Raw genomic sequence first — 12,431 nt, forward strand, 5'->3', positions numbered from 1 at the left:
GGTCCCCTGCCACGGCTGGTGCGCATTGTCCTTTTGACTGAATACCCTTGGGAGCCATGACTGCCAAAGCTTTGCATATGTCCACGCTTTTTCTTCGAACACTGCGTGAGGACCCGGCCGATGCCGATGTCGATTCCGCCAGACTCCTGCAGCGCGCGGGATACATCCGAAAGACCGCACCGGGTATCTTCACCTGGCTGCCTCTGGGATTGCGCGTCCTGAACAAGGTCGAGGCGATCGTCCGCGAGGAGATCAACAGCTTTGGCGCGCAGGAAGTGCATTTTCCCGCGTTGCTGCCGAAGGATCCCTATGAGCGCACGCATCGCTGGGAGGAGTACGGCGACAACATCTTCCGCCTCAAGGATCGTCACGGTGCCGACTATCTGCTGGCACCCACCCACGAGGAGATGTTCACGCTGCTCGTCAAGGATATGTACTCCTCATACAAGGATCTGCCGCTGACCCTGTATCAGATCCAGACCAAGTACCGCGACGAGTTCCGTCCCCGTGCAGGCCTGGTGCGCGGTCGTGGCTTCGTGATGAAGGATGCCTACTCCTTCACCGTCGACGCTGATGGTCTGAAGGCCGCATACCAGGACGAGCGCGACGCGTATGAGCGTATCTTCAAGCGTCTGGGTGTGCAGTATGTGATCGTCCACGCGGTCTCGGGGCCGATGGGTGGTTCCGAATCCGAGGAGTTCCTCGCCCCGCTCGCGATCGGCGAGGACACCTTCGCACTGGCCCCTTCGGGCAAGGCCTGGAACGTGGAGGCTCTTACCACGCCCGAGGTGCCGGATGAGGACTTCTCCGATGTCCCGGACATGACGCAGCTGCATACACCCGATTCAACGACGATCGACAGCCTTGTCGATCAGGCGAACGCACTGCATCCGAAGGCCGACGGGAGCGCCTGGACGGCTGCGGATACCCTGAAGAACCTCATCGTGACCGTCAAGCACCCAGCTGATGCGGACCATGACGAGCTCTGGCGCGAACTGGTCGCCATTGCGCTCCCCGGAGACCGTCAGGTCGATATGAAACGTATCGAAGCCCAGTTCGCCCCGGCGGAGGTCGAGGAGGCGAGCCCTGAGGATCTGGCCAGCCACCCTGAATTGGTGAAGGGCTATATCGGCCCGAAGGTGCTCGGTCCACAGGCCGAGGCCGCAGGTATCAAGCATCCCATCCGCTACTTCGTGGATGCCCACGTGGCCCGTGGCAGCGCCTGGGTGACCGGTGCGGATACCGAGGGCGAGCATCTCTTCAACGCGGTCTACGGTCGGGACTTCGATTCATCCGCACGCATAGAAGCCGTTGAGGTCCGCCACGGGGATATCAGCCCGGATGGTTCCGGCCCGCTCAGCTTCGAGCGCGGGGTGGAGATAGGTCAGGTCTTCCAACTCGGTCTGAAGTATTCCAATGCCCTCGATCTGAAGGTGCTTGACCAGAACGGCAAAACCGTTCCGGTATGGATGGGCAGCTACGGTATCGGGGTCTCACGGGTGCTTGCCTGCATCGCCGAATACCACCATGACGAGCGTGGTCTGGCCTGGCCGCTTTCGGTGGCCCCGGCACAGGTGCACGTGATGGCGACCGGCAAGGATCCCAAGGCATTCGAAGCCGCGGAGCGCTTGGTGTCCGAATTGGAGGAGCGGAATGTGGAGGTCATCTATGATGACCGTCTCAAGGTCTCCCCGGGAGTCAAGTTCAAGGACGCCGAGCTGATCGGTGTGCCGCTGATCGCCGTTGCCGGAAGGGACACGATCAATAACGGCACCATCGAGATTCGTCGTCGTGACGGCTCGGCATCACAGGCCGTGCCGATTGCAGAGGCCTCCTCCGTGGTGCTTGAGCATCTGGCGGCCCTGTCCGAGTAATAACCACGGGTGATGTCTGAATCATCTCCTCATACCGTGTATCCGATGTATGCGCATCCGCAGATGAAGCATTGGCAACAGTGCGTTTCACCAGTGGGTGCGCATCTTGTTTGTGATGTGCCCACACGCCCATATTCGACCACATCGTTTCCCTAGGGCCAGGCTCCCGCCCGCATTCAGGCATGCTGATGCCTACCGTCGGTATTGTTCAGGAGACGCGACCCACTGTCGTCTCCGGCTCCGCCGAAGTTCGACGTTGGTCTGCTTGGGATGTCACGGAACGCAATGCGGACGGTCCACACCGTTTGCGAGGAGCAGAGCATGGGCATTCAGCAGGGACACGTCACCATCAACGGCTATGTAGCCAAGGAACCACGGAGCATCGGGGAGGGCGGACGCACACCGATGTGCACCTTCCGTCTCGCCTCAACCCGCGCATACTTCGATTCCAAAACCCACAGTTGGAAGGATCTGGCGACGACCTGGATCTCCGTCAAAGCGTATCGGGCGCTCGCCACGAATATCGTGGCCTCGCTGCGCACAGGGGACCCGGTGATCGTGACCGGACTGTTGGGGACGGATGAGTGGAACAGAAAAGGCGAACCGCAATCCTCCCTGGTCATCGAGGCGAGCGCGGTGGGTCATGACCTGGGCCTCGGCACCAGCCTGTTCACCAGATCACGAAGGGAAAGCGGCAGCCAACGCGACAGAGAAGGCGACAGACAAAGTGACAGCGGAGAGCACATACGAGCTGCGGTCGGTCTGAGCGAGGCGGAGTCCTCAGGAAGCGGCACTGTGTGGAGCGGCACTGCGGGGAGAAGCACTGTTGAGAGAAACACTGTGGAAAGTGGCACTGTGGAAAGTGGCACTGCGGGAAGAGACACTGCGGGAAGAGGGGATGCAGCCAGCGCCGGTATGGATGCGGGTACTGTCTCCCGCGGATCGACGAGGACCGGGGCGGCGGCATACGGCGGTTTTGAGGCTCAGGATACAGGAATTCAAGATTTCGGTGCGCAGAGCTTCTGATCGAAGATGCCCCGCCATGTGCGGTCCCGGCAGCATCCGGAACGCAGATCGGCGGGCATTCATGCCGTAACAAGAATGCCCGCCGATCCGATGACCTGGCTGTGTGCGCCAGGCCCTAGTGGTGGGAGAGTGGAATGGCCCTCACCAAATGCGGACGCGTGAATCCGGATCCAGCCACATCTCGTCGCCCTCATGAATGGAGAAGGCCTCGTGGAAGAGATCCACATTCATCACGATGCCGTTCGTCCTGAACTCGGCAGGGGAGTGGGGGTCGATCTGCAGGTATTGCTCGGCCAATTCATCGCGGAGCTTGGTGCGCCAGATCGAGGCATAGGCGATGAAGAAGCGCTGCACGCCGGTGTAGCCTTCTATCTCGGGCGACTGTGCGAGTGATTGGCGGATGCCCTCGGCACTGCCATCCTTCTCACGCCCTGCCGCGGCATCGAGTGCGAAGGCATAGGCTTTGAGCGAGATGTTCACGCCGCCCAGATCGCCGATGTTCTCTCCGATGGTCAGAGCCCCGTTCACATGGGGTGCCTTTGCGGGGTCGTCGGCATACTTCTCGGCCAGCTGAGCAGGCACGAAGTGGTTGTACTGATCGATCAAGGCGGCGGTACGCTGTTCGAAGTTCTTGCGATCCGCTTCGGTCCACCAATCATGCAGGCGGCCCTCGCCATCGTATTTGCTGCCCTGGTCGTCGAATCCGTGGCCGATCTCATGCCCGATCACCGCACCGATGCCGCCGTAATTGGCCGCGTCCTCGGCAGCGGGATCGAAGAATGGCGGCTGAAGAATCGCGGCGGGGAACACGATGACGTTCATCGTCGGCTCATAGTAGGCGTTGACCGTCTGAGGGTTCATCAGCCACTCGTCCTTGTCGACCGTGGTGCCGACCTTGCTGAGCTGGTAGGCGGTTTCATAGGTCTGCGCCGCGTGGATGTTTTCGGTCAGGCTGGCATCGCTCTTCACATCGAGTGCCGAGTAGTCGCGCCAATGCTTCGTGTAACCGATTTTCGGTGAGAAGTGGTCGAGTTTGTTCAGGGCCTTCTTCTTGGTCTCCTCACCAAGCCACTCGCTGGAACGAATGGAGACGCGGTATGCGTCGATGAGATTGCCGACCAGCTCCTCCATGCGCTGCTTGCTGGATTCGGGGAAGTGGCGCTTCACGTACTCCTGGCCCACATCCTCTCCGCAGGTGCCATTGACCAGCGATACCCCGCGCTTCCAACGCGGTCGCATCTCCGTGGTGCCTGAAAGCACCTTGCCGTAGAAGTCGAATCGCGCCTGCTCGAAGTTGAGACTCAGATATCCGGCCCAAGAAATCAGCGTGTGGATGCGTCCCCAGAGTTTCAGATCGTCGAGTGCGGCTTTGTCCCAGACCGTATCGAGTCCGGTGAGGAAGCTGGGCTCATGCACGATGGTCCTGGCCAGGGACTTGGCCAGATCGAGGGGCATGATCCTCGCCGTTGCGGTCTCATCGTAGGCCTGTTGCCAAGCCTGCACCCATGCGGTGATGTCAAGGTGGGAAAGTGCGGATTGCAATGCGTCGAAGTCGGTCGGGTTGTAGGTTTTGTCCTGGTCGCGGGTCTCGACCACATCCCAATGGCATGCCGCGATGCTCCGCTCAAGGTCGAAGAAACGCGATGCCTGTGACTGCGCATCCTTGAGATCATGCGCATAGTGCGCCAGCATCAGCAGTTTGGCGACCATATCCTGATAGGCCTGACGAATCGCCTCATAGCGATCCTCGCGATAATAAGCCTCATCAGGCAGCGCGATGCCGCTTTGTTCGATGTGCACGATGTTGCGTTCCGGTTCCCCCGGGTCGCCGTAGATGCCGATGCCGAGCAGATCCGGCCCCCCTTGGGGATTGAGCCTTCCCAGCGCGCGGATCAGCTGCGCCTTGTCCTCGGTCCCGTCGATCGCGGCCAGATCGTCACGAATGCCATCCATACCGGCAGCCTCGACGGATTCGGTGTCGAGAAAACTGGAATACAAAGCGCTGGATTTGGCTGCGGGTGTTTCGGGGTCTTCCAGAATGTCCCGAATCTGCGTCTCCGCGTCATCGGCGAGTTTGTCGAAGGAACCGAAACGGGATCGGTCATCGGGGAGGGAGTAGGTGTCGATCCATGGACCGTTCACGAAACGGAACAGGTCGCTGCTGGGTCGAATCACCGAGGAAAAGGATGTTGGGTCAATGCCCGATTTCAAAGCTGTATTCATACACCCAGCCTAATGACGTTTGTTGACAAGCCCGGGCCCGCTTGGTGCTGTAACGCCATCGCAGTAGGGTGGTTGATAACCAACAAGGTAGAAAGAAACAATCAAGTGATCGAACTGAAGACACCACAGGAAATCAAGGCTATGCGCCCTGCCGGTAAATTCGTCGGGAGCATACTCAAGGATTTGCGGAAGATGACCAAGGTTGGCACCAACCTTCTGGAAATCGATGATTTCGTCAAACAACGCATCGAAGGTCGGCCCGGGGCTGAATCCTGCTACGTGGACTATGCGCCTGATTTTGGAACAGGTCCTTTCGCGCACTACATCTGCACCTCAGTCAATGACGCCGTGCTGCACGGCGTTCCTTTCGACTACGCATTGAAGGAGGGGGATCTGCTCAGTCTCGATCTCGCCATCAATGTGGACGGCTGGGTCGGCGACTCCGCCATCAGCTTCGTGGTAGGCGAGCATGCCGATCCCGAGGATCTCAAGATCATCAAGGCAACCGAGGACGCCCTCAAAGCTGGCATCGCCCAGGCTAAACCCGGCAATCGCCTGGGGGACATCTCCTCGGCGATCGGTGATGTGGCACATGCCAACGGATACACCGTGAACCTCGAATTCGGCGGGCACGGCGTGGGGCACATCATGCACGGTGATCCCCACGTGGCGAATGACGGTAAGGCCCATCACGGCTACCGCTTGCGAAACGGGCTGGTCATCGCTATCGAGCCCTGGTTCCTGCGCACCACCGATGAGATCTACCAGGATTCCAAGGATGGCTGGACACTGCGTTCAGCCGATGGCTCGCGTGGAGCACACACCGAGCACACCATCGCCATCACCGATGACGGTCCGATCATCCTCACGGCGCGTGACGAGTAATCGGATGCGCATATTCAGAGGCTGACGCTTCGGAACATATGGGGCTTGCCGACTTCCGGCAGACAATACCTGCATCAGGAAGGCAGGCCCCGTTCTGATACGATTGGCCATTCAAGCGCCGTCAAGGGCGCCGCAGTTCCATCCCAGTATCGTTGCTGGTCATTTCACGGGTAGGGGAGGCAGATGATGCCCAAAGCACAACTTGATATAGATTCGTCAAAATTTGATCTGCCCGTTGTCAAAGCGACCTGCGGTCCTGATGGTATCGTCGTCTCCGATCTGCGCAACGACGGCTGGGTCACGCTTGACCCCGGTTTTCTGACGACGGCGCAGTGCGAATCGAAAATAACATTCATCGATGGCAATCGCTCCATACTGCGGTATCGAGGCTATCCGATAGAGGAGTTGTGCGAGCAATCCAACTTCCTGGAGGTGGCATGGCTGCTCAATCAGGGTGAATTGCCGACCCAGGCGGAATACGATCAGTACCGTGCACGGGTGCTGCACCATACGGTCGTTGGAGAGGAATTCAGAACCTTGCTCGGTTCCTTCCCCCGCAACGCCCATCCGATGAGCGTCCTCTCCTCGGCGGTGAACGCCTTGGCGAGCTTCTACCCCGAGACCTGTGATGTATCCGATCCCGATCAGTTGGATGAGGCCGGGGCCATCATCATGGCCAAGGTCCGCACCATCGTGTCCTTGATCCACCGCCGAAGCCGGGATGAGCCGCTGCTGTACCCGGACTACACCCGTGGCTATGTCGACGACTTCCTCCGTATGAGCTTCGCCACGCCATACCAGTCATTCGAATCCGATCCGCTGATGGTCGAGGCCCTTGACAAGCTGCTGATCGTCCACGCCGATCATGAGCAGAACTGTTCGACCTCGGTGGTGCGCATAGCCGGCTCCGCACATGCCAACCTGTATTCCGCGGTGGCGGCCGGCATCAATGCATTGTCGGGCCCCTTGCATGGCGGCGCGAACGAAGCGGCCTTGCGCCAGCTGATGTCGATCAGGGACTCCGGAAAATCGGTGAAGCAATTCGTCGAGGAGGCCAAGGAGAACGGCCAGCGCATTTCGGGATTGGGACATCGCGTCTACAAGTCTTACGATCCCAGGGCGGCCATCGCCAAGAAGTGGTTGACCCGCATCATGTCGGAAGAGCAGCTTGGTCTGCCGGGCAGCGATCTCGCCCTGTTCGATGTGGCCACTGAGCTGGAGGACATCGCGCTGCATGACGATTACTTCATCTCACGTCATCTGTATCCCAATGTCGATTTCTACACGGGTCTGATTTACAGGGCCATCGGATTCAACCCGAGCATGTTCACCACATTGTTCGCGCTGGGCCGCATCCCCGGCTGGATCGCACAGTACCGCGAGATGCTCGACGACCCGGCGACCCGCATCGGGCGGCCGCGTCAGGTCTACACCGGTGAGCCGAAGCGCGATCTCATACCGATCTCCGAACGCTGATTCCAGCGCCGTGCACCGGTGGCTGCTTCGCCAGGACGGTTATGGGACACGGTGTTCGCCTATCTTATTCCTGATAATGCCGTCCCGATGAAGCAGCCACCCGGATGAGTGTGCCGTGGCTTCAGCGCATCAGTTGGCGTGAAGCTGGGCGTTCAGCGCGATGCCGGTATTCCTGCTGCGCGCCTCGATGGCCCCGCTGACCGAGTTCCGGATGAAGAGGATGTGGTCCCTGCCGCTGAGTTCCGCGCCTTTCACCACATCCAGAGCTTCATGGGCGGCGATTTTCGCCTTGTCGTATATCGTCACCTTGGTGCCTGCGGTCACATACAGTCCGGCCTCCACAACGCAGTGGTCTCCCAGTGATATGCCGATACCGGAATTCGCGCCCAGCAATGAGTGCTCGCCGATGGAGACCTTGTGCTTGCCTCCGCCTGACAGCGTTCCCATGATCGAGGCCCCGCCGCCGATATCCGAACCGTCACCGACCACAACCCCCTGCGAGATGCGTCCTTCGACCATCGACGTTCCCAAGGTTCCGGCGTTGAAGTTCACGAAGCCTTCGTGCATCACGGTGGTGCCCTCAGCGAGATGCGCGCCGAGACGGATGCGGTCGGCATTGCCGATGCGCACGCCCGAGGGCACGACATAATCCACCATGCGTGGGAATTTGTCGATGGAAAGCACATTGACATCCGCGTGGAGACCACTCTGGGCGCCCAGCACGTCGATCTTGCGCTGTGCGAAGTCGGCGACTGCGAAAGGACCGTAATTCGTCCACACCACATTGTTCAGAGCCGCGAAGATTCCTTCGAGATTCAGGGTGTTCGGCAAGGCGAGCCTCAGGCTCAGCAGATGCAGGCGAAGATAGGCGTCGGCGGTGTCGGTGATCGCGTCATCAATCGCGGATGTGGTGAAAACAGGGACCCGTCGCACCCCACGCTCATCGGGCTCATCGTGTACCAGGGCGCCGAATCCATGCTGCGGTCGTGAAGCTTCTGCGGGCGCTGCACCGATCTGAAGCGTCGGATACCATACATCGAGGGTGTTTCCTGCGGCATCGATGCTTGCAAGGCCCCATCCCCATGCTGTGCGTGAGTCAGTCATTGCTGTTCCTTTCCTGCGGATTGACCTAACTCTATGACTCGCCCCAGAAATTAAGGTTTATGCATCTGGGTACCATATTCGCTTATGGGTGAATACGAAAGGCAGCGGGCTCGCGCGGAGCGTCGTCGCCGCAATATCGCGCGCACGGTGTGTGCGATCATCGCCATCGCCATGCTTGCCAGTCTGGTCATTCCTGCTCTGTTCTCAGGTTTTTGACCGCTGCGCCCAGCTTCGGGCACACGGACGCACCGTGATGAAGCGCTGTCCGCCGAGGCTCCTGGAAGCATCGGGATTGGGCAGCGTCGAGAATGCGGGTGCCGGGTCCTACGGACAAGATGGTGTGGTTTGGGTATTCAACGCGCTGTTGTAGCAGCGCTAACGGTATGGTGGTAATGATGGCAGATTTCGAAGTAATGCAGACGATAGACGAGGCTCGTACGATTTTCGAGTCAATCGCCAAAGCGGTCGACATGGATGATCTCCGTACAAGGATCGCCCATCTGGAACAGGAGGCCAGTGCCCCTGGACTGTGGGATGACCAGGAGAACGCGCAGAAGGTCACCAGCAGGCTTTCCGCTGCCCAGTCGCTGCTCAGACATCTTGAATCGGCTGAGCGCCGTCTTGATGACGCACAGACCCTGGTCGAGCTTGCCCAGGAGGAAAGCGATCAGGACACGCTCGATGAGGCCGCGACAGAGGCGAACAAGCTGAAAAGCGATCTGGTCGATATGGAGATCCAGACACTGCTCGATGGCGAATACGATGAGCGTGCGGCTGTGGTCACCATACGTTCGGGCGCCGGTGGCGTCGATGCCGCCGATTGGGCTCAGATGCTGATGAGAATGTATCTGCGCTGGTCGGAACGTCACGGCTATAAAACCAAGGTGATGGACACCTCATACGCCGAGGAGGCGGGCATCAAATCCGCCACCTTCCAGGTCGAGGCACCTTACGCTTATGGGCGTCTGTCCGTTGAGGGCGGCACGCACCGCCTGGTACGTATCTCTCCCTTCGACAATCAGGGACGCAGGCAGACGAGCTTCGCCGCCGTCGAGGTGATCCCACTGGTGGAGGCCACCGATCACATCGATGTGCCTGATTCGGATATCCGTCTTGACACCTACTGCTCGTCGGGTCCTGGCGGACAGGGTGTCAACACCACGTATTCCGCCGTGCGCATCACCCACCTTCCCACGAATATCGTGGTGACGATGCAGGATGAACGCAGCCAGATCCAGAACCGTGCGGCCGCGATGGCCGTTCTGCAATCACGCTTGCTGGTGCTCCGCCACGAAGAGGAAGCCAAACGCAAGAAGGAGCTGGCGGGGGACATCAAGGCCAGCTGGGGTGACCAGATGCGTTCCTATGTGCTTCATCCCTACCAAATGGTCAAGGATTTGCGAACCGGTTATGAGACCTCGGATACGCAAGGCGTGTTCGATGGCGATATCGACGCATTCATCGATGCCGGCATCAGGTGGCGCCACCAGCAGCGCCGCGAGGATGCCGAAGCCAAGGAATAGGAGACTGTATGGCGCTTATATCGTTGGAACATGTCAGCAAGGTGTACCCGAAAGGGTCGCGTCCCGCTCTTGACGATGTCAGCTTGGACATCGATCGAGGAAATTTCGTGTTTCTCGTGGGGGCTTCCGGTTCGGGCAAAACAACCCTTCTGAGCCTTCTTCTGCACGAGGAGGAGGCGACCGAGGGTGAGATCCGCGTGGCAGGCAATGATTTGCGCCGTCTCTCCAACCGTCAGGTGCCGATGTACCGGCGCAGCATAGGTTTCGTCTTCCAGGACTACAAACTGCTGACGAACAAGACGGTGTGGCAGAATGTGGCTTTCGCGCTTGAAGTGATCGGTACGCGCCGTTCGACCATCAAGTCCCTGGTGCCACAGGTGCTGAAAACCGTCGGGCTTACCGGTAAGGAGAATAATTTCCCCCATGAGCTCTCCGGTGGCGAGGCACAGCGTGTGGCTATCGCACGCGCCTATGTGAACCATCCGCAGATCCTGCTCGCCGATGAGCCGACCGGAAACCTGGACCCGACGACCTCCTTGGGCATCATGGAGGTTCTTGAAGCCATCAATCGAACGGGAACAACGATTGTGATGGCAACGCACAACGAAGAGATCGTGAACTCGATGCGCAAGCGGGTCGTGGAGCTCCACACCGGCAAGATCGTGCGCGATGAGGCAACAGGTTCATACGATTCCGCCAAGTTCTTCCCCGATGCCGAGGTCGAGGCCCAGGCCCACCATGCCATCAAGGGTGGAGCCATCGAGACGCATGCCGACATAGCCTCCGAAATCGCACCGACACCGGAAATCGCAGGAGGACTGGCCGAAAGCAAGAACACGGAAGAACGCAGTGCCGATACCCAACAGGCGATCAGTGATGCCGAGCAGGGCGCACAGGGTATCGCCCGTCTGGCCAATTCCGTGCATTCCGGGCGGAAGGGCCGTTATGGTGAGGCCTTCGCTCCGGTGGAGACCACCCTGACCTGGGGGAAGGGCATCGTGCTTGATCCCGAGCATGCCGGGAACGCCCATGCCGACCAGACTGATGATGAACAATCCAGCGCCAAACAGACGAGTGGGAAGCAGCCCAGCGAGGGGCAATCCCGAGCTGAGCAGTCTGGTGACGAACGGTCTGATATCGAACGGTCCCGGAGCGCTCAGTCCGCCGAAGGGACGCAGGACGGGTCTCAGCGGCAGGAATCCGCTCAGGACGATGAGGCCGCCAAGGGCGACAAGACGGCGATTCCCGCACCGCCGACGCCTCCGGGCGGGGCGAAGGGCACCGCTGGCCATGACGCCACAGGCAAACAGACCGGGCATAAGCAGGATTCCTCGAGGCCCGAGGCCGCTGCTGAGGAGCAAGGGGACAAGAAATGAGATTCCGGTTCATACTTTCGGAGACCTGGACAAGCCTGAAGCGTAATGGTCCCATGATTCTTTCCGTGACCTTGGTCACATTCATCTCCTTCCTGTTCATCGGTGCCTCAGGTCTGATGCAGGCCCAGATCACCAAGGCCAAGGGCGATTGGTATGACAAGGTCGAGGTCGTGGTGTGGCTCTGCCCGGATGGTTCGAGCCAATCCGCCACATGCTCATCGGGCAAGGCCCCCACGCAGACGGAGATCGTGGCCATCGAGGAGCTCATCAACACCGAACTGTCGGACGACGTCTCCAAGATCACCTACATGAGCCAGCAGGAATTCTACAAGACGATATTCCTCAAGGAGTATCCGAACGGGGTCTATGAGGGCAGAAGCCTCACCGCCGCGGATATGCAGGCCTCCCTGCGGTTGAAGCTGACGGATCCGACCAAATACCAGGTCGTGTCCGAAGTGCTCTCAGGGCGCACGGGCGTAGAGGAGGTGGTCGATCAGCGTCAGATATTCGATCCCGTTTTCAGCATCCTGAACCGGGCGACGGCGGTCACGGTGGTGCTTGCCGCAGTGATGGTTCTGGTGGCCATCATGCTGACTGGAACCACGATCAGAATGTCGGCGGCATCGCGAAAGAACGAGACCGAGATCATGCGTCTGGTGGGCGCATCCAATTGGACGATAAGCCTGCCATTCATACTTGAGGGCATGTTCGCATCGCTGATCGGATCGGTGCTCTCCGTGGTGTCTCTCAGCGTGATCGTGAATACATTCGTGACGAATTGGCTCGCCAAATCCATCACGTGGATGCCGTATATCAACCAGACGACCGTGCTGTTGCTTGCTCCCGCCTTGATTATCGGAGCCATGCTGCTGTCCGGTATCGCATCCGCGGTTTCGCTGCGCAGATACCTGAAGGCATGAGTGGACCCTGGACGATTCAGACGA

10 protein-coding genes are annotated in these 12,431 nt (G+C 59.5%); 8 read left to right on the plus strand and 2 right to left on the minus strand.

What is annotated here, in order from left to right; translation table 11 throughout:
* The first annotated feature begins 56 nt into the window (after positions 1–56).
* Both BPSY_RS05950 and BPSY_RS11035 read left to right on the plus strand, forming a co-directional pair.
* Entirely contained in the window at positions 57–1,874 is a 1,818-nt protein-coding gene (locus BPSY_RS05950) for a proline--tRNA ligase (RefSeq protein ID WP_193346431.1), read from the plus strand.
* Positions 1,875–2,195: 321 nt separating this feature from the next.
* On the plus strand, positions 2,196–2,900 hold the full coding sequence (locus tag BPSY_RS11035) for a single-stranded DNA-binding protein (protein WP_051921752.1): 705 nt from the start codon (positions 2,196–2,198) through the stop codon (positions 2,898–2,900).
* 141 nt (positions 2,901–3,041) lie between these two features.
* Here the strand turns inward: BPSY_RS11035 and BPSY_RS05960 are convergent, their stop codons facing one another.
* On the minus strand, positions 3,042–5,123 hold the full coding sequence (locus tag BPSY_RS05960) for a M13 family metallopeptidase (RefSeq protein WP_033498170.1): 2,082 nt from the start codon (positions 5,121–5,123) through the stop codon (positions 3,042–3,044).
* Positions 5,124–5,228: 105 nt separating this feature from the next.
* Here BPSY_RS05960 and map point away from each other — a divergent pair, with 105 nt between their 5' ends.
* Both map and BPSY_RS05970 read left to right on the plus strand, forming a co-directional pair.
* Positions 5,229–6,008 carry a type I methionyl aminopeptidase gene (map, locus tag BPSY_RS05965; RefSeq protein ID WP_033498172.1) on the plus strand — a complete coding sequence of 260 codons (780 nt, stop codon included), beginning with the start codon at positions 5,229–5,231 and terminating at the stop codon, positions 6,006–6,008.
* A 186-nt stretch (positions 6,009–6,194) separates the two neighbouring features.
* On the plus strand, positions 6,195–7,484 hold the full coding sequence (locus tag BPSY_RS05970) for a citrate synthase (RefSeq protein ID WP_033498193.1): 1,290 nt from the start codon (positions 6,195–6,197) through the stop codon (positions 7,482–7,484).
* Between the two features lie 129 nt (positions 7,485–7,613).
* Here BPSY_RS05970 and dapD read toward each other — a convergent pair whose 3' ends face one another.
* Positions 7,614–8,588: a 2,3,4,5-tetrahydropyridine-2,6-dicarboxylate N-succinyltransferase gene (gene dapD / locus BPSY_RS05975; protein WP_033498174.1), complete on the minus strand. Its 975-nt coding sequence runs from the start codon at positions 8,586–8,588 to the stop codon at positions 7,614–7,616.
* A gap of 84 nt (positions 8,589–8,672) precedes the next feature.
* On the opposite strand from dapD, the gene BPSY_RS12010 reads away from it, so the two are divergent.
* The 4 genes from BPSY_RS12010 (at position 8,673) to ftsX (ending at position 12,407) form a co-directional block, all read left to right on the plus strand.
* Positions 8,673–8,804, plus strand: a complete 132-nt coding sequence (locus BPSY_RS12010; protein ID WP_274518462.1) for a hypothetical protein — start codon at positions 8,673–8,675, stop codon at positions 8,802–8,804.
* Between the two features lie 179 nt (positions 8,805–8,983).
* The gene (gene prfB / locus BPSY_RS05980) at positions 8,984–10,111 is read left to right on the plus strand and encodes a peptide chain release factor 2 (protein WP_033498195.1); all 1,128 of its coding nucleotides are present in this window, start codon (positions 8,984–8,986) and stop codon (positions 10,109–10,111) included.
* Positions 10,112–10,119: 8 nt separating this feature from the next.
* Positions 10,120–11,487, plus strand: a complete 1,368-nt coding sequence (gene ftsE, locus BPSY_RS05985) for a cell division ATP-binding protein FtsE (protein ID WP_033498176.1) — start codon at positions 10,120–10,122, stop codon at positions 11,485–11,487.
* The gene (gene ftsX, locus BPSY_RS05990) at positions 11,484–12,407 is read left to right on the plus strand and encodes a permease-like cell division protein FtsX (RefSeq protein ID WP_033498178.1); all 924 of its coding nucleotides are present in this window, start codon (positions 11,484–11,486) and stop codon (positions 12,405–12,407) included. The genes ftsE and ftsX overlap by 4 nt, the downstream gene beginning before the upstream one ends.
* Positions 12,408–12,431 lie beyond the last annotated feature (24 nt).

Origin of the sequence: Bifidobacterium psychraerophilum (genome assembly GCF_000741705.1) — a bacterium.
Taxonomy (GTDB): domain Bacteria; phylum Actinomycetota; class Actinomycetes; order Actinomycetales; family Bifidobacteriaceae; genus Bombiscardovia; species Bombiscardovia psychraerophila.